This is a genomic window from Mesorhizobium sp. M2A.F.Ca.ET.067.02.1.1 (genome assembly GCF_004023285.1).
Lineage (GTDB): Bacteria > Pseudomonadota > Alphaproteobacteria > Rhizobiales > Rhizobiaceae > Mesorhizobium.
Genome location: NZ_RZSB01000048.1, coordinates 1 through 16,999, shown reverse-complemented (window position 1 = coordinate 16,999; position 16,999 = coordinate 1). Strand labels below are relative to the sequence as shown.

At 61.7% G+C, this 16,999-nt stretch carries 12 protein-coding genes and 5 pseudogenes; 9 read left to right on the top strand and 8 right to left on the bottom strand.

Annotation, left to right across the window (positions count from 1 at the left end):
* Positions 1-480: 480 nt before the first annotated feature.
* The 6 genes from EOA28_RS06940 to EOA28_RS40060 all read left to right on the top strand — a co-directional run bounded on the left by EOA28_RS06940 (position 481) and on the right by EOA28_RS40060 (position 6,253).
* Positions 481-2,097 carry an ABC transporter substrate-binding protein gene (locus tag EOA28_RS06940; protein ID WP_128314747.1) on the top strand — a complete coding sequence of 539 codons (1,617 nt, stop codon included), beginning with the start codon at positions 481-483 and terminating at the stop codon, positions 2,095-2,097.
* Positions 2,098-2,161: 64 nt separating this feature from the next.
* The gene (locus tag EOA28_RS06935) at positions 2,162-3,097 is read left to right on the top strand and encodes an ABC transporter permease (RefSeq protein WP_128314746.1); all 936 of its coding nucleotides are present in this window, start codon (positions 2,162-2,164) and stop codon (positions 3,095-3,097) included.
* The gene (locus EOA28_RS06930) at positions 3,094-4,026 is read left to right on the top strand and encodes an ABC transporter permease (protein WP_128314745.1); all 933 of its coding nucleotides are present in this window, start codon (positions 3,094-3,096) and stop codon (positions 4,024-4,026) included. The genes EOA28_RS06935 and EOA28_RS06930 overlap by 4 nt, the downstream gene beginning before the upstream one ends.
* A complete protein-coding gene (locus EOA28_RS06925) occupies positions 4,023-5,030 on the top strand; it encodes an ABC transporter ATP-binding protein (protein ID WP_128314744.1) in 1,008 nt (335 codons plus the stop codon). Before EOA28_RS06930 ends, EOA28_RS06925 begins: the two co-directional genes overlap by 4 nt.
* Positions 5,023-6,027 carry an ABC transporter ATP-binding protein gene (locus tag EOA28_RS06920; protein ID WP_128314743.1) on the top strand — a complete coding sequence of 335 codons (1,005 nt, stop codon included), beginning with the start codon at positions 5,023-5,025 and terminating at the stop codon, positions 6,025-6,027. Before EOA28_RS06925 ends, EOA28_RS06920 begins: the two co-directional genes overlap by 8 nt.
* Positions 6,017-6,253: a hypothetical protein gene (locus EOA28_RS40060; RefSeq protein ID WP_245501483.1), complete on the top strand. Its 237-nt coding sequence runs from the start codon at positions 6,017-6,019 to the stop codon at positions 6,251-6,253. The genes EOA28_RS06920 and EOA28_RS40060 overlap by 11 nt, the downstream gene beginning before the upstream one ends.
* 315 nt (positions 6,254-6,568) lie before the next feature.
* Here the strand turns inward: EOA28_RS40060 and EOA28_RS06910 are convergent.
* Together EOA28_RS06910 and EOA28_RS40875 are read right to left on the bottom strand one after the other, a co-directional pair.
* Positions 6,569-7,765: pseudogene (locus EOA28_RS06910) on the bottom strand (IS91 family transposase).
* 10 nt (positions 7,766-7,775) lie between these two features.
* Positions 7,776-8,656, bottom strand: a pseudogene (locus EOA28_RS40875) (tyrosine-type recombinase/integrase).
* 172 nt (positions 8,657-8,828) lie between these two features.
* Here EOA28_RS40875 and EOA28_RS06900 point away from each other — a divergent pair.
* The 3 genes and pseudogenes from EOA28_RS06900 to EOA28_RS06890 form a co-directional block, all read left to right on the top strand.
* Positions 8,829-9,577, top strand: a pseudogene (locus EOA28_RS06900) (IS66 family transposase); the annotation flags it as partial.
* Between the two features lie 195 nt (positions 9,578-9,772).
* The gene (locus EOA28_RS06895) at positions 9,773-10,654 is read left to right on the top strand and encodes a site-specific integrase (protein WP_128314742.1); all 882 of its coding nucleotides are present in this window, start codon (positions 9,773-9,775) and stop codon (positions 10,652-10,654) included.
* Between the two features lie 13 nt (positions 10,655-10,667).
* A complete protein-coding gene (locus tag EOA28_RS06890) occupies positions 10,668-11,873 on the top strand; it encodes an IS91 family transposase (protein WP_128314741.1) in 1,206 nt (401 codons plus the stop codon).
* Here EOA28_RS06890 and EOA28_RS40870 read toward each other — a convergent pair.
* The 6 genes and pseudogenes from EOA28_RS40870 to tnpB form a co-directional block, all read right to left on the bottom strand.
* Positions 11,868-11,999, bottom strand: coding sequence for a hypothetical protein (locus EOA28_RS40870; protein WP_281060893.1), 132 nt, complete (start codon positions 11,997-11,999; stop codon positions 11,868-11,870). The genes EOA28_RS06890 and EOA28_RS40870 overlap by 6 nt on opposite strands.
* A 313-nt stretch (positions 12,000-12,312) precedes the next feature.
* Positions 12,313-13,323, bottom strand: coding sequence for a tyrosine-type recombinase/integrase (locus tag EOA28_RS06885; protein ID WP_128314740.1), 1,011 nt, complete (start codon positions 13,321-13,323; stop codon positions 12,313-12,315).
* A complete protein-coding gene (locus EOA28_RS06880; RefSeq protein ID WP_128314739.1) occupies positions 13,316-14,278 on the bottom strand; it encodes a tyrosine-type recombinase/integrase in 963 nt (320 codons plus the stop codon). Before EOA28_RS06880 ends, EOA28_RS06885 begins: the two co-directional genes overlap by 8 nt.
* Entirely contained in the window at positions 14,275-15,522 is a 1,248-nt protein-coding gene (locus EOA28_RS06875) for a site-specific integrase (RefSeq protein ID WP_128314738.1), read from the bottom strand. The genes EOA28_RS06880 and EOA28_RS06875 overlap by 4 nt, the downstream gene beginning before the upstream one ends.
* A 151-nt stretch (positions 15,523-15,673) precedes the next feature.
* Positions 15,674-16,547: pseudogene (locus EOA28_RS06870) on the bottom strand (IS66 family transposase); the annotation flags it as partial.
* A gap of 63 nt (positions 16,548-16,610) precedes the next feature.
* Positions 16,611-16,835: pseudogene (gene tnpB / locus EOA28_RS06865) on the bottom strand (IS66 family insertion sequence element accessory protein TnpB); the annotation flags it as partial.
* Positions 16,836-16,999 lie beyond the last annotated feature (164 nt).

The window sequence follows — 16,999 nt, the reverse complement described above, 5'->3', positions numbered from 1 at the left end:
CCGGCGCGCTCGACTACGACGAGCCAGATGAGCTGGTCGGACGTGGAGCGGCAGGATCGGACTTGCGGAGATGGAGAGGTCCTCAATGGTGTCATCAGGCACCAAAACGATCGCGCCAAGAACTCTGAACTCGCGACAGAATCGGCATCAGCTCCAACGGGCGCCAATGCTTTTGGCAGGCAATGCCAAAGCATAGAGATTGGCGGCACGCCCATTCGCGATTTCAAGCGGATTCAACATAATCCGGCCCTAGACCATTCTACCGGCTTGCCTCGGCCGTCATCGAACACGGATGCCAACTATCATCTAGATTCTAGATGGTTGCGATATCGTTTCTATGTTTGCCAATTCCGAGGCCGCAACCCAGTAATAGGACAAAGGCTACGACATCAACAGTGTAGGCTGGGATGCCCGTGTCATGGGGTGGTGGAGGTAAGAATGAACACGTACATATCTAGTCGTCGAGTAGTCATGAAGGCAATGCTAGCGATGTCGGCGGCGCCTTGGATGTTGAGCACTAAGGTCTTCGCTTCGTCTTCATGCGACGATCATGTCGTCCGGTTTGGCGGAATCTTGTCCCCCGACACGATGAACCCATTTGCGTCATGGGCCTCCTGGCAGCCATTGGTCTGCACATATGATTTTCTGGTCTGCGTGGATGCCCAGCGCCACCCCGACCGACGAGGATTTGCCAAAGAGTGGTCGGTTGCTGACGACAACCTCACGTGGACCTTTAAGATTTGGCCAGGTATGAAGTGGTCGGACGGCCAGCCTGCCACGGCTAGGGACGCTGCATTTACCTACAACTACCTGCTCGGGTCCATCGGCAAGCCCGACGAACTCAATGTCGGCGAAAACAGCACTGCTGACATGCAGAAAGTCGAGTCCATCACGGCCATCGACGACGAGACGCTTCGAATCGTGACTAAGACCCCCACTCGATGGCCGATTGATAATTTTACTATGATCGTCCCTCAACACATTTGGAAGGACGTCAGCTATGCGGATGCACGCAGCACCTTCCGCAATGATCCGCCGCTGGTGGGAACGGGGCCGTTGATTGTTCAGGAATTTCAGCAGGGCCAGTTCGTCCGCTTCACGCCAAACCCGCACTTCCGTTCGGGCAGGCCATCTACGGCCGGCATGATCATGAGCTTCTTCAATACAGCCGATCCTATTGCTCAAGGTCTGAAGAGCGGCAGCCTCGATTTTGGTATCAGTCTGACGGCGGCGCAGTCGGCTGACCTTTCCAAGAATCCTGCAATCAAAGTCGTGGAAACGCGGTGTGAGCAGGTAAATTATCTTGCCTTTAACACCGCGTCCGGTAAGGGAGCCGGCAGTAGCAAGGCCCTTCAGGACCCGGCGTTTCGTGATGCGATTGGCTACGCAATTGACCAGAAGGCTATTGTCGATCGAGCCTTCCGCGGGCTCGCCGAGCCCGGTGTTGGACTGGTGCCGCCATCCGCAGCTGACTACTACTCTGATCTGAACGACGTTAGGCGCCATTTCGATTTGGCCGAAGCCGGTCGCCGGCTTGATGATGCAGGATATCTAGACTCGAATGGCGACGGAATTCGAGAGGACAAGGACGGAAAAAGATTCCAGCTTGAGCTCATTACTGGCACCGTCTCGGGCAAGCTTGAGATTCCAATGGCGGCCGTGCAGCTTATTGCTGGCTGGCTCGGGCAAATCGGAATTCCCGTATCAGTAACCCAACTCGAAGCCGGCGCGTTGAGCGCCCGTACTGAAACGTCAGCGGATAGCGGCGGCTGGGATCTACTCGTCGCCGCAGCTTGGCCGTCACCTACCCCCGATGATCTGCTGCGTGGATTTAGCAGCGGGGCTCACGCAAACAGAGCGTTCTGGAGTAATGAAAAGTTCGACGCGATCTTGTCGGAGGTCGAGGTCACCTTGGACCTAAAGAAGGGCCAGGAGCTGGTAGATCAGGCCGCACGGCTGGTTTACACCGAAGCGCCTTATATAACGTTGTGTTACCCCTTCTTGCTCGAAGCCTATCGCAAGGATTGCTTTGAGGGATGGGGGGAGGACATATCACTGTGGAGTTATTATCCTTTTGATCGCTTGAGGTCGGCCTAAAGTGGGTCGTGGACAAGGAGGCCGGGCAAGCCGGCATCTCGGGCTTATCCTGATAAGGGCGGCCATGACACTTCTGATGGTGGCGATTCTGAATTTTATCCTATTCAGAGTCATCCCGGGCGATCCTTCGTCGCTTCTGCTTGGTGGGGCACGCATCAGCGTGACCCCTGAGCAGATTGAGGCACAGCGCCAAAGCTGGGGCCTTGACCGGCCGATGTTCCCTGATCAGGTGGTCGACTACTTGTCGGCAACTATGCAAGGTGATCTGGGCTACAGCTTTAAGTTCAGGGGTAGGCGTGTCGCTGACCTGATTTTGGAGCGCTTGCCAGCCACCGTCGCCCTAGTCGGTCTAGCCCAGGTCATCGCCATCCTATGCGGTGTCATGCTTGGCCTTTATGCGGGTTGGCGCAGAGGAGGAGCCATCGACCATATCACCACCGGCACTTCACTGGCGCTCTATTCTACGCCGGCGTTCTGGCTGGGCATGCTCCTGGTTGTGATCTTCAGCACGGCATTGGGTTGGTTGCCGGGCTATGGTGCACATTCGCCTGGCGCTGTCAGCGGTTCCCTTGATTGGTTGCTCGATTACTTGCGGCATCTCGCGCTGCCGGTCGCTGCGGTGGCGCTTGGGCTGATCGGCCAGTACGTTGTAGTCGCACGTGCCGCGATGAGTGACGTTGTCACCGAGGACTACATGGTAACCGCGCGGGCCAAGGGGCTGACCAACGGTCAGATGCTAATGCGTCATGCATTTCGCAATGCAATGCTGCCGGTCGTAACCCTGATTGCCCTTAATCTTGGCTACGTGGTCGCCGGTGCCATCACCGTCGAAGCCGTATTCGCCTGGCCGGGCATCGGAGGGCTGACCGTGGAAGCGCTGAATGCACGCGACTACCCTGTCCTTCAAGGCATATTCCTGTTGCTTGGTGCGTCGATCGTTGTTGCAAACCTCGTAGCCGATCTCGCCTATGGCCTTCTTGACCCGCGAGTCCGCCAATGAGCGAAAGTACAGTTCGATATTCCCCGCGAGGCCGGACGCGAGCGATAAAAAGCTTTCTGTGTCAATTTCTTGGCCACGGCGGTGCTCAGGCGGGCCTCGTATGTCTGGTCTTCTTTCTTGTGCTGGCTGCCGCCCCAAATACCCTTGTGGGACCGCTCCAAACTGCAATCAACGCAACGGGCGATTTCCTCGTTCCCCCATCAGGCGAGCATCTGCTGGGGACGGACGAGGTGGGGCGGGACGTGCTCAATCTGGTCGTCCATGGTGCCCGGATCTCGCTCACGATCGCGCTGCTGGCGACCGTCATCAGCCTCGTCGTCGGCACTTCGGTTGGTATCACCGCTGGCTACTACGGTGGCAGGGTTGACGTATGGCTGATGCGCCTGACGGATTTCTTTTTCGTCATGCCGTCCTTCGTGCTGGCACTGGTCATCACACCCGTGGTGCTCGAGGTGATGGGGCGCGGGGGAGACATCCTAGGCTTTCGTCCTTCTCTTTTCGTGATCATTGTCGTTATCGGAATGACGAGCTGGGCTTTTGTTGCACGGATCGTTCGCAGCCAAACGCTGTCGCTTAAGGAGCGAACATTCGTTGATCGCGCGCGGGTTGTGGGCAGCAGCAATATCGTCATCATGGTAAAGCACATCCTGCCCAACCTGCTGCCGCAAATCGCGGCCAACGGCGCGCTGGTCGTCGCCGGCGCAATCTATGTCGAGACATCGCTCTCGTTCCTCGGGCTAGGCGATCCGTTGCAGCCTTCATGGGGCACTTTGCTTGCGCTCGCTCAACGCGCTGGAGCCGCTAGCGCCGGAGCCTGGTGGGACCTTGGTGCCCCAGGAGTATGCGTCCTTACGGTTTCGCTTAGCTTCGTCCTGATCGGCAATGCCCTCGACGACACCTTTAACCCACGGCGCAGGGTGATCCCATGACAAACTCGTCCCAGGACAACGTACCGCTTCTGGAGGTCGACAGGCTCTCTGTCGATTATGGGCTCAAGGGCGTTTCATCGCGTGCGATCGACCGCGTGAGCTTCGCGCTGCGGGCCGGAGAGGCGGTTGGCCTCGTCGGTGAATCGGGCAGCGGGAAGACTACGACTGCAATGGCGATCGCGAGTCTGCTTTCACCCAACGCGCGGGTCAACGAGGGCGAGGTACGATATCGCGGGAAGCGACTGCCGATCGATGACGATGCGGCGATGCGGCCACATCGTTGGAGTGAAACGTCCGTTGTCTTCCAGGGCGCGATGAATGCGCTTAATCCTGTTCACCGCATCCTCAAACAAATAGCCGAGCCATGCATGCTGAAGCTCGGCATGTCGCGTGGCGAGGCGACCGCGCGGGCAAGAGAACTGCTCGAGCTTGTCGGCATTCCGGCGGATCGCGGAAGCGCCTATCCGCACGAATTGTCGGGGGGTATGCGTCAAAGGGTGATGATTGCCATGGCGCTGGCATGTCGCCCCTCGATCGTCATTGGCGATGAGCCGACCACGGCGCTCGACGTCATCACTCAAGCTCAGATCCTGAAGCTGCTGGGTGAGTTGCGATCGCGACTTAACCTTGCCCTCATTTTGATCACCCACGATCTTTCCGTGGTGGCTGAGGCTTGTGACCGCGTGATGATCATGTACGCGGGTCGCATCGTCGAGGACGGCACTGTCGCCGATATCTTCGCCCAGCCCAAGCACCCCTACACCAGACTGCTGATCGACTCGATCCCGAACCCGGCGAGCGGCAAACGGATTATTCGGCCAATACCCGGCGATCCCCCCAACTTGATGAATCGGCCATCGGGCTGCGCCTTCCATCCGCGTTGCCCGTCGGCCATGGCGGTTTGCGTGACCGAAGTCCCTAGTTTCGATGAGTGCGGACAGGGACGTGTGGCCTGTCACCTTCACCGGTCCTCGCAAGAAGACAAGGTTGCAGTCCATGCCTGACACCGCCGATATACTGCGTCTTGAGAGCATGCAGGTCCATTTTCCTATCCAGGGCGGGCTGTTCGACCGTGTCCTGGGCCGACCTGCGGGCGCCGTACGCGCGGTGGATGGGATTGACCTCAACATCGGACGGGGTGAGATCGTCGCCTTAGTCGGAGAATCGGGAAGCGGTAAGACGACGGTAGGCCGCGTCATTACCAAGCTTGCCCAGCCAACAGGCGGCAGGTTGTTGTTCGAGGGCGAGGATATGACCTCGGTGCGTGGCTCTTCAGCCCTGCGTCCTTACCGGCATCGCGTGCAGATGATCTTCCAGGACGCTTATCAGGCGCTTAACCCGCGGCACACCGTGTTCGATGTCGTGGCGGAGCCATTGCGGTCACTGCGACTGGTCGACAACGCCAGTCAACTCGCCGACCGGGTGAGTGAAGCGCTTGCAGCGGCCGGCCTCAACCCTCCCGGTGATTTCTTCGCCCGCTTCCCGCACGAACTGTCTGGCGGGCAGCGCCAGCGGGTCGTGATTGCTGGAGCGCTTGCCGTCAGGCCGGAGCTCATCGTTGCTGATGAACCTGTCTCGATGCTTGATGTCTCGATACGCGCGCAGATTCTTCAGGTCCTGGTTGACCTGCGCGACAAGCACAATATGGCGCTGCTATTCATCACCCACGATCTTCCGCTCGCCTGGTCGATCGCCGACCGGATAGCAGTCTTGTATCTTGGAAAATTGGTCGAGATCGGCAGCGCCGACGAGATCACATTCAACCCCCGCCATCCGTATACCGTCGCCTTGCGCAACGCGACGCCGCAGATTGGCGGCAACGCAGATCGCGGCAAGCTGCCGGCCCTGCAAGGGGAGGTTCCAAGCGCCGCCCGCGTGCCGAGGGGCTGCAGGTTCCATCCTCGCTGCCCGCTGGCATTCGACCGCTGCCGGGAAGAGGAGCCGCCGGCTATCGAAGTCGGGCCGCAGCACTTGTCAGCGTGCTGGCGAAGTGAATGCTGACGGCTTTGTTGCAACGGCTGAATTAGGATTCAAGGTGATTGGCGACCTGCTGGACAGCCAGCAGGCACACGCCGGTGCCGTCGAAGTAGACGAGCTTGATCCGGTCGGCGCGCTTCGCCCGGAAGACGTAGACCGCGCCGGAGAACGGTTATGTGGCGCGCCACATAATGCAGAGCGTTTTTTAGCTTGGCGTCGCGCAGAAAGGCGGGTGGCGAAAGCGCGCTGAGGTGGATCGCGACGGTGAGCTAAAAACGTGTTGGACTAAGCCGCCGGCACGGGTGGCGGCTATGGGCGTTCAATTGAGGCCATGCCTATGAACAGGCGTGGCGTGCGCGCGGATGCGGTCGTGGCGCGGCTATCGCAAGGGGTCGCGTTGTGCGCCGAAAGCGGCACGGATATGGGTTCGGCAAAGTGAGGACCGGCGTCGCGCCTTGCCCGGCAAAGGCAGCCGGGGGTGACGGCGCGCAGCTTCGCGGGACCGACTCGGTTTCCGGCCGAACGGCTCGTGCGATGCGGTGACGGCGAAAGCGGAGCGGTTCTTTCATGAGGTGTCCCAGTATGGCGGGGGTCCAGTGGCGCCGTCGAAGATTTCGACGATGATCATCTGGCCTTGACGACAGGCGGGGCATTGCCTGAGGGAATGACCGGTGAGATCCTCATAGCGCTCGCGGTAATCCCTTTCGGATGAGCCATCCGACGGCTCGGGAACCGGCATGCCGAGCAGGTCGCGGCAGTGGGCGAGCTTTTGCGCGCGGTAGCGATTGCCGAGAAAGCCGTAGTAGCGGATGCGATGGAAGCCCTCGGGCAGGACGTGCACCAAGAAGCGGCGAATGAACTCGTCGGACGCGACGGTCATGACCTTTTGCCGATTGCCGTGCCGATAGTCCTTCCAGCGGAAACGAACAGCGTTGTCCTCGATGTCGACGAGGCGGTTGTTGGAGGTGGCGACGCGGTGCGTATAGCGGCCGACATAGTCGAGCACCTGGGCAGGTCCGGCGAAGGGCGGTTTGGCAAAGACGACCCACTCAGCCTTTCGTAGCGGCGCCAAATAGCGCCGGAAGGCGTCGCGCTCGCTCAGGTGCTGCAGGCCAGAGAAAAACTGCAACTGCCCGGCGTCGAAGGCTTTCTCCAGGTGCTCCAGAAACAATCGTCGGAACAGGCGTGAGAGCACCCGGACCGGCAAGAAGAAGCCGGGCTTGCAGGCGATCCACCGACGACCGTCGGCAGACAGGCCGCCGCCGGCGACGACGCAGTGCAGATGCGGATGATGAAGCAGGTTCTGGCCCCAGCTGTGCAGCACGGCGAAGAAGCCGATCTCGGCGCCCAGGTGCTTGGAATCGGCGGCGATGGTGCGCAGGGTCTCGGCGGCGGCACGGAAGAGCAGGCCGTAGACGAGCGCCTTGTTCTGATAGGCGATGGCGGCAATGTCGCCGGGCAGCGTGAAGACGACGTGAAAGTATTGCGTGTCGAGGAGCTCGGCGCGACGGTCCTCCAGCCATTTGCGCGAGCCAGCGATTGGCAGCGGGGCAATGCCTGTCGCGGCAGCTGTTGAAGGCGATGCGCCGGTGGCCGCATTGATCGCATGCTTCGACATGCCCGCCGAGCGCGGCGGTCCGGCACAGTTCGATCGCCGTCATGACGCGGCGCTGGGCGGTCGACAGCGACGCGTCATGCTGCTCGCGATAGGCTTCGCTTAGCGGCGGAAGATATCCGCCACTTCCGGCCCCGAGCGGTCCATCGGCGCGAGCTCAGAAGTACTGAGGCTGGGCGGCCGGCGGCACGGTGGGCGCCGGACGCGGTAAGAGCTCGAAGGGGCTCGATGTGGCGCAGACCTTGTTGGTGGCAATCCGCAGGTAATGGGCGGTGGTCGCGAGGCTGCGGTGACCGAGCAGCAGTTGAATGGTGCGCACGTCGGCGCCGGCCTCCAACAGATGGACGGCGAAGGCGTGCCGCAAACTGTGCGGCGTGACCGGTTTGGACAAGCCGGAGAGGTCGCACGCTTTCGCGCAGGCCTGTCCCACCGCACCCCTGGTGATCGGCTGGCCGGCACGATCGCCGGGGAAGAGCCACGCCTTTGGCCGCCGCAGCTTCCAATAGTCACGCAGGATCTCCAGCAGCTTGGGCGACAGCATCACGTAGCGGTCCTTCTGGCCTTTGCCCTGCTCGACGCGGATGACCATTCTCTGGCTGTCGATGCCCGTGGGCTTTAGCTGAACCGCTTCCGAGATGCGCAAGCCGGCGGCATAGCAAGTGGTCAGGATGCGTGGTGTTTGACGTCGAGGACGCAGCCGAGGAACCGCTGAACTTCCTCGGCACTGAGGATGATCGGCAGCTTCTGCGGCTTCTTGGGAAGCGGCAGGACCTCTTCAGGCGCCCAGTCCCTCTCGAGCGTCACACTGTATAGAAAGCGCAGCGCCGCAATTGCTGGGTGGATCGAACCGGGCGACAGCTTCTTCTCGTTGGTCAGATAAACCTGATAGGTCCGAATGTCCTCGCGCCCGAGCAAGTCCGGCGACTTGCCGAAATGGCGGGCGAACAGCGACACCTGTTGGAGATACGACAGCTGGGTGTTGAGCGCGAAGTTGCGCACCTGCATGTCCTCGCTCATGCGCTGGCGAAGTTGGGTCATCACAAGCTCCTTTGTCCGATGGAGGGGGCTGCAAGCAGCTACCCCCATGCTGACGCAGTCGGAGCTTGTTGTGGACACATCACCAGCGCCACAGACGCGATCAAGTCACGCTGTCGGCACACACTCTCCTTGTCGCTCCGCGACTGCGGAGCGGGTACGGCTTCTTACGTCGGCACGTCTTGTCGAAGGCGGCATTCCTACAGAGGCCACGGTGGCTCATGTTCTGGTGTCGAAGTATGCCGACCACCTTCCCCGGGCAAGGCAGCTTCCTGCTTCGCCCTGTGCATGAGCGGCTGTTCGAGCGGCTGAAGGCTTCAGACAAGCTCTTGGCGGACGAGACCACTGCGACCGAGCTTGGGGCGGAATGGACCTACCCGGCGTCGCCTATCTCTACGCTCCGGACCGCAAGGCCGAACAGCCGATCCGGCATCTTCAGAGCTTTGTCGGAACCCTGCAGGTCGACGGATCGCGGGTTACAAGGCATTGGCCGAACGCAACGCCGTGAGCTTGGCCTTTTGCTGGTCGCATGTGCGTCGCCGCTTCTATGAGCTCGCGCAGTCCGGCCCCGCGCCGATCGCGACGGAGGCGCTCGCCCGCATCGCCCAACTCTACCACGTTGAGAGCGATATCCGCGGTCGTTCCGCCGACGAACGCCGCGCGGTCCGGCAGGAGAGAAGCCGTCCCGTCATCAATGCCCTTGAGCCGTGGCTTAGGCAGCAACTCACTCTTATCAGCCAGAGGACCAAGGCTGGCGGAAGCTATCCGCTATGCGCTCTCGCGCTGGCAAGATCTGACACGATTCCTCGACAACGGTACGATCGAGATCGACTCCAACGTCGTCGAGCGCGCCATGCGCTCTTCGCCGGCTCGGACGGCGGCGCCGAGCACTGGGCAACGATCGCTTCGCTGATCGAAACCTGCTTATGCCGCGCGCGGCATAAGCAGGTTTGGACGAACCCGCTTCGCGGGAGAAGCTTGCACGGAGGTCATTGATCAGACGGAAGCGAGGCATCCTGGCATGATTGGCCGGACGTAGCCGCCCGCATTCACAGAGGCTTGCTTGAGGCAAGGTGTGCTGCTGCCCACACGCGCAGTGTCACTCTCAAGGAGCCTCCAATGACGCCGCTTCGACTACGCATGATGAACGACATGCAGATCCGCAACCTGTCACTGCATACGCAGGACTCGTATCTGCTGCAGGTTTCGCAGTTTGCCCGTCATTTCGCAAAGTCGCCTGACTTGCTCGGACCGGAAGATGTCCGCACCTACCAGATCCATCTGACAAATGAGAAGAAGCTGGCGCCGGGGTCGATCAGTGTGGCCGTTTCGGCGCTCCGTTTCCTGTATCGCGTCACGCTCGGCTTCGAATGGGATTTCGATCTCATCATTCCGTGTCCCAAGGTGCCGAAGACGCTTGCCGTCATCCTCGGCCCCGAAGAGGTGCTGCATTTCCTCGGCTGCGTGGAGAGCCTGAAGCACCAGGCGATCCTGACGACATGCTACGCCGCCGGCCTGCGCATTTCGGAAGCGGTGCACCTAAGGCCGGAGGCCATCGATCGACAGCGGATGGTACTGCGGGTCGATCAGGGCAAAGGCCAGAAAGACCGCTACGTCATGTTGTCGGCCCGGCTGCTGGAGACGTTGATCGACTATTGGCGAGCCCTGCGGCCGAAGACGTGGATGTTTCCCGGTGCCTTCGAGGACGTGCCAATAACAACCGGCGCGGTCGAACTTGCTTGTCGCAAGGCGCACCGTTTGTCGAAGCTCACCAAGCCTGTAACCCCTCATTCCCTGAGACATGCCTTCGCCTGTCACCTGCTCGAGGCCGGCACTGATCTTCGCACCATCCAGCTCCTGCTCGGCCACCGCAGCCTGTCGACCACCGCGCAATACCTGCGGATCGCAACCAGCAAGGTCTGCGCGGCGACGAGCCCGCTGGAGCTGTTGCCACGGCCGGTGCCCAAGCCGGCACCAGCGCTACCACCCGAACATTTCTGACGGCCGTCCCATTATGGGGCGATCGGGTCCGGAGGTGGCGGACATATTCCGTCGCTATGGTGCTGCATGGCGTGAGCAGCATGGGGCGTCGCTGTCGACCGAACGGCGCGCGGCCATGACTGCCATCGAGCGCTGCCGGACGGCGGCGCTCGGCGGCCATGTCGAACAATGCGATCGCTGCGGCGAGCGACGGATCGCCTATAACAGCTGCCGGTCGCGCAACTGCCCCAAGTGCCAATCGCTCGCGCGCGCGGATTGGGTCGAAGCGCGCCGGGCGGAACTTCTCGACACGCAATATTTCCATGTCGTCTTCACCGTGCCCGACGAGATCGCGGCGATCGCCTTCCAGAATCCCGCGGCGGTCTACGACATCCTGTTCCGCGCGACCGCCGAGACGTTGCGTACCATCGCTGCGGATCCCAAGCATCTCGGCGCCCAGATCGGGTTCTTCGCAGTGCTTCACACCTGGGGGCAAAACCTCTCCCATCACCCCCACCTCCACTGCGTCGTCCCGGGCGGCGGGCTGTCGCCGGACGGGAGCCGGTGGATAGCATGCCGTCCCGGCTTCTTCCTTCCGGTGGCCGTGCTCTCGCGACTGTTTCGCCGGCTGTTCCTGGAAGAGCTGCAGAAGGCCTTCACGGCCGGCAAGCTACGCTTCTTCTCGTCATTGTCGGGGCTCAGCGACGCCGCCGCATTCCGCCGTTATCTGAACCAGGTGCGCCGCATCAACTGGGTGGTCTTCGCCAAGGCCCCCTTTGCCGGTGCCGAGCAGGTGCTGACCTATGTCGGGCGCTACACGCACCGCGTGGCGATAGCCAACAGCCGCATCGTCGACATCGAGGTCGGCAAGGTCCGTTTTCGCTGGAAAGACTACCGCGACGGTGACCGGCAGAAGGTGATGACGCTGGAGGCCGGCGAGTTCATCCGACGCTTTCTGGTCCACGTTCTGCCCAACGGGTTCAAGCGCATCCGATATTACGGGCTCCTGGGCAACCGCCATCGCAAGGAGAAGCTTGCCCGTTGCCGCGAACTGCTTGGGATGACGCAAGCCGATGCACAGGCCGAACCAAAAGACAGCGCCGACTATCGCGACAAGGTCGAGAAGCTGACCGGAGGATCCCTGCGCGAGTGCCCGACCTGCCACCAGGGGCTGATGGTATGCGTCGAGGTGCTGGAGCCGGCGGCGTCAAGGACCGTGCCATTTTCGGATACGTCATGACGAGCGGCTGCACGCAACCATCGCCGGTTCGACATGTTGCCCGCCGCGGCGGGCAACGGGCACCTTGTTGCCGGACTTGCCGAACTGGCTGGTCGACACTTCGTTCTTGTCGTCCTGGCCTCTCACGACGACGCGCTTTGACGTGGACTGTTCATCATGAGGCTGCGATTGGTTACGTGCCTCGGGCAAATCAGCGCCAGCATGCGCAAGGGCGAAGCATTCAAAACCCATAGCAGAAACGTCGCGCCCACGGCTTCGTCCAACACGTTTTTAGCTTACCGGCGCAACTAATGCTGGCGCTCGCATGGCAGCCACCCACGACAGCGCCGCCAACCTAAAAAATTATGCGCACCCGATGATTATGCGCAGCTCACCAGAACAGGACCCGATAACCATCGGCTTTCCAGACCATTTCGAACAGCCGAACTGCGCATAATTCTTAAAGGCTCAACAGGAACTGCATGAGCTGGTCCGGCGGCCGATATCGGCCTTGACTGGCCGTCATGGGCAACAGTCGGTTGAGCGTGCGCTCCTTCATGGCGAGATCAGCCTGAAGGTACATGTGCGTCGTGGCGGGGCTCTCATGACCCAGCCAGAGGGCGATGACGCTGATGTCGATGCCGGACTGCAGGAGATGCATCGCCGTAGTATGGCGGATGGTGTGAGGCGAAATCGAGCGACGCGCGAGTTGCGGGTAACGTTCCGCGGCGGCCGAGACCGCAAGTTCAAGGCGCTGGGTGACGTTCGAACGTGCCATGCACCCTCCGCCCCGGTTCGGAAACAGGAAGTTCTCCTCGCCCGCGCAGTCCAACCGGCGCTTCCAGTTGCGGATCAGGTTGGCGGTCGTACGCCAGAGCGGCACGCTGCGGTCTTTGCGCCCCTTGCCATGCAGGTGCGCGACCGCCGAGCCATCGACGACGACCTCGCCGACGCGCAGACCGATGGCTTCAGACACGCGGGCGCCGGTGTTGTACATCATGCTGAACAGCGCGCGATCCCGCTCACCCGCCCAGGTCCGCGCATCCGGTGCGTCAAGGATCGCCTGCATCTCCTCGCGTGACAAAAATCCCAGGACCGGCCGGTCGAACCGTTTCATCGGAACGGCCAGCACCTGTTCGATGATGGGCAGCGCGGTCAGGTCGTAGTGGGCGGCATACTTAAGGAAAGAGCGAAGTGCCGCCAGGCGGGCGTTGCGAGTACGGGCGCCGTTGCTTCGCTCCTTCTCTAAGTGGTCGAGGAAACTCAGAATCAACTGCGCATCGAGGTCGGGCAGGGTCAGCCGGGTGGGCGCCTTTCCAATCGTCGCCTCGGCGAAGTAAAGCAACAATCGAAAGGTATCGCGGTAGGCGGCGATGGTGCGCGAACTGACGGCCCGCTGATTGCCTAGATGCTCGACGAAAAAGCGTTGAAGCAGGCTGGGGAAGGACGGTGTCAGCTTGGGATCAGTCATGACGATCCCCTCCAACCGTAGAGGCGAAGAGTTCGAACCGTTTGCCCGCGACCGCCATGAGTTCCGGAACGCCGGTCAGATACCAATAGGTATCGGAGATCTTGGCGTGGCCGACATAGGTCGAGAGCGCCGCCATGGCGTTGTCGATATCGGCATCGTGCTCGTGCCAGAGCTGGATACGGCGACAAATGAAAGTGTGGCGCAGGTCGTGAATGCGCACCTCGCCATGGCCGCCCCGCGCGGTCCAACCAAGGTTGATGCGGAGCTTCTGGAAAACCTTATTGATCCTCCGCTTCGCGATGAATCCACCCGCCGGAGACAGAAACAGCGGTGAGTCCTCGGTGAGCGCACCATGACGCGCCCGAACCGCCAGATAGCGCCGTAGCTCGGCTACGACGGTGGCGTGTATGGGCACATGCCTCGACTTGCGGAACTTTGTGTTCCGAACCGTAAGGAAGGCTCCGTCGAGATCGACATCGCTGCAGCGCAGGTGGAGCGCTTCTGACCGGCGCAGACCGGTAGCGGCGATCAGCCCGAAGATCGTCGCGTAGGTTGCCGGCCGCAATCCGCCCTCGGGGCCCAGGCGCGAAGCGGCGGCCACAAGATCGCAGATCTCCTGTTCTGAATAGATGTGCGGTGCGAGGCGGCGGTGTGAACGACCAAAGGTCGCGGTCTGAGGGAACTCAGTGGCGGGATCGAGCCGGGCCAGATACCTCGCGAATGGGCGAAGGACCTCGAGGCGCCGGGCCCATGAGGAGGGGCTGTTCCTTTTGGCCCGGCCTTGCACCCAGTTCAGGACGATATCGTTGGTGAGCGGGCCACTATGGCCGCGCTCGTCGGCGAACAGAGCGAAAGAGGTGATTTGATGGCCCTCCATCCTAAGGACGAAACCAAGGGCGCGGCGCTCGGACAAATAGTCCTTTGCCAGTGAGAGCATGGTGCGATGGCCGGTCATTGCGCGCTCCCCTGCCAAGGCAAGGCAACGGCTGCAAGATTGGTCAGGTCGACCTTTGCATAGATGGCGGACGTGTCGAGGCTTCGATGCCGCAAGATGTCCGCAATCTCCTTCATCGGCGCGCCAGTGCGCAGAAGTCGGCTGGCCATGCTGTGGCGGAGAATGTGGACGCCGGTTCGCGTCCATCCACATCTTCGGTAGCTGGCCAGCACCGCACGTTTGACGCTCCTGGTCGTGATCGGTTCGTCGTAGGGGGCAACATGGCGAACAAATATGGCCCGGTTCGATGTCGCGGGCCGCTCCTCGTGCAGATAGGCCGCAATCGCCGCTCCCGTCGCGGACGGCAGGGGCAGAGCATCGGCGCGTCGGCTCTTGGTGCCGACAAGCTTGATCGTGCCATCGGCCCAGTTGATGTCGTCAAGCTGCAACTTGACGACTTCGCTGGATCGCAGACCGAGATCGATCAAACACCGCACCATCGCATAAGCCCGCAGGCGCGACGGGAACGTCTGATCAAAGGAACTCAGCAGTTCGTCGATCTCGGCGTCGGTCAGCACCTCAGGCAATGATGCCAACCGCCAGTGTGCGACCCGGGGAATCGCGGCCTTCAGATCGCCCACCCGCTCGCCGGACATGCTGCGGAAGCGGAGATAGCAGCCAATGATGACGCCGTTCGCGGCGACGGTGGCGGGTCTTCGCCCCCGTTTGCCAAGGACGAAGCGGCGGATGGAAGTGGCGCTGACAGTGGCCATGGAGATCGGCTGCTCGCCGAAATGCTCGACAAGAAATCCTCCGACCACTCGGCAACGCTTCCGACGCGTGTTGTCCGCCAATCCCCAGACGTCGCGCATGTGGGCATCGAAGCGCGTCAGCTCCTGTTCGATGGCGGAATTGCGGGCCGGATGCTGCAGTACCACGCCGCCAGCTTTGAGCACCTCGAGAAGATGGCCCAACGCCGCCTGCAGCTCATGGCGCAAACGACGGACCGGGTCGGGGCAGGCACACGCCGGCTGGTGTTCCGAGAGAAAGCGCATAACAGCGCCCTGGCCGGTCGCTTCTAGGTCGTACCTTTCCTGAGTCAGCCAATGGGCGAAGTGGGCGACGCAGCACAGATAGGCGCGCTGCGTGCTCGGCGCATATCGCCTTCGCTGCAAGTGCTCACCGTACTGCGAAACGAAGGGCCGAAGAATACTGTCTTCCAACCAAGCGCGGGGCTGTGGCTGAAGGATGATCGCTTTTTGCATGTAGATCTCCTACCGAGTTGAGTGCGCTCGGAAGGAAGCACTAGGATTATGCGCACCGCATAGCTTGGATGCCGGCTACCATCTTACTGATCTACCGAAGAAAATTGGCTAGCTGTCCCGGTGAGCTGCGCATAATCAACGGGTGCGCATAATCGCGCACATAGGTCCATAATCGGCCGGTATCGGTCTTGCCCTTGGCCAGGACCGGAACCGTCGTATCGTCGCCGTGCAGACGTGAAGCGGACAGCACATGGGCTTCGAGCCGCTTGAACAGCGGCATCAGCGCCGCGGCGCCGGCGCCGACCTGTCGGCGAGCGTCGACAGGCTGAGCGGCACGCCTCCGCGGGCACGTTCGACCTGGCGGTTGAGCGGCTGATGCTGGCTGAATTTCTCGAACAGGATCATCGCCAGCAGGCCGGGACCGGCCCAGCCGCGCGGGGTGGCGTGGAACGGCGCCGGAGCCTGGCTGATCGTCTCGCAGTCGCGGCAGGTGAACTTCTCCCGTACGTGCTGGATCACCTTCCATTGCCGGGCACCACCTCCAGCGTCTCGGTGATATCCTCACCCAGCTTGCGCAGCCGATGACCGCCGCAGCAGTAGCAAGCGGCAGGCGCCGGCTCGACCACGCGTTCGCGCGGCAGATGCTCGGGAAATGGCTGGCGCGCCGGTCGTTTGCGCACATAAGGCGCCACCTCGGTGGTCCGGGCCGCGGCCTGTTCGGCGGCGATCTCGTCTTCCGTTGCCGTGCTCTCGAGTTCCTCGAAGGTGAGCTCCATCTGGTCGTGAAGGCGGGCTGAGCGCTCAGAACTCTGACCATGCAGCGCCCGCTGCAGCTTCCGAATCGTCAGATCCTGATGTGCGATCAGCGCCGCATCATCCGATGCCTTGGCCCTGGCGACCGCCAGTTCGGCCTCGACAAGCGCAGCGCGCGCAGCCTCGTCTTCGGCTCTGGCCAGCGCCGCGGTCAGCGCTGCTCTCAGCGCGCCGATATCGTCCGGAACAGCATCCTGGGCGGTGGCTACCATGCCCTGGAGAATCATAAAACGCGTCCGCTGACTCGCGGAAAATGGCGCAAACTCAAAGAAAACTCAGCCCGCGCGCTGGGGGCGGAACGTGTGAACCGGGTTGCGCCAATCGATCCCGTCGAGCATGTAGGCGAGCTGCGCCGGCGATATGGAAACCGTGCCGTCCGCCGGCGACGGCCATAGAAACCGGCCCTTCTCGAGCCGTTTCGCATACAGCGACATGCCGAGCCCATCATGCCAGATAATCTTGATCAGATTGCCGCTGCGGCCGCGGAAGACATAAAGATCGCCGGCGAACGGTTATGTGGCGCGCCACATAACCGTTCTTGGACTAACCCGCTCCGCGAATGCGGAGCGGCAAGGAGGGTGTGTCGCCGGCGTGATCTGATCGCGTCGTCTGTCGCGCTGGTCATGTGTCCACAACAAGCTCCGACTGCGTCAGCATGGAGTGG

Bases quoted from the DNA above. Each gene is read 5' to 3' on its own strand.
- EOA28_RS06940 (WP_128314747.1), top strand. From the start codon at position 481: ATGCTAGCGATGTCGGCGGCGCCTTGGATGTTGAGCACTAAGGTCTTC.
- EOA28_RS06875 (WP_128314738.1), bottom strand. From the start codon at position 15,522: ATGCAAAAAGCGATCATCCTTCAGCCACAGCCCCGCGCTTGGTTGGAA.
- EOA28_RS06935 (WP_128314746.1), top strand. From the start codon at position 2,162: ATGACACTTCTGATGGTGGCGATTCTGAATTTTATCCTATTCAGAGTC.
- EOA28_RS06880 (WP_128314739.1), bottom strand. From the start codon at position 14,278: ATGACCGGCCATCGCACCATGCTCTCACTGGCAAAGGACTATTTGTCC.
- EOA28_RS06920 (WP_128314743.1), top strand. From the start codon at position 5,023: ATGCCTGACACCGCCGATATACTGCGTCTTGAGAGCATGCAGGTCCAT.
- EOA28_RS06890 (WP_128314741.1), top strand. From the start codon at position 10,668: ATGGGGCGATCGGGTCCGGAGGTGGCGGACATATTCCGTCGCTATGGT.
- EOA28_RS06930 (WP_128314745.1), top strand. From the start codon at position 3,094: ATGAGCGAAAGTACAGTTCGATATTCCCCGCGAGGCCGGACGCGAGCG.
- EOA28_RS06895 (WP_128314742.1), top strand. From the start codon at position 9,773: ATGACGCCGCTTCGACTACGCATGATGAACGACATGCAGATCCGCAAC.
- EOA28_RS06925 (WP_128314744.1), top strand. From the start codon at position 4,023: ATGACAAACTCGTCCCAGGACAACGTACCGCTTCTGGAGGTCGACAGG.
- EOA28_RS06885 (WP_128314740.1), bottom strand. From the start codon at position 13,323: ATGACTGATCCCAAGCTGACACCGTCCTTCCCCAGCCTGCTTCAACGC.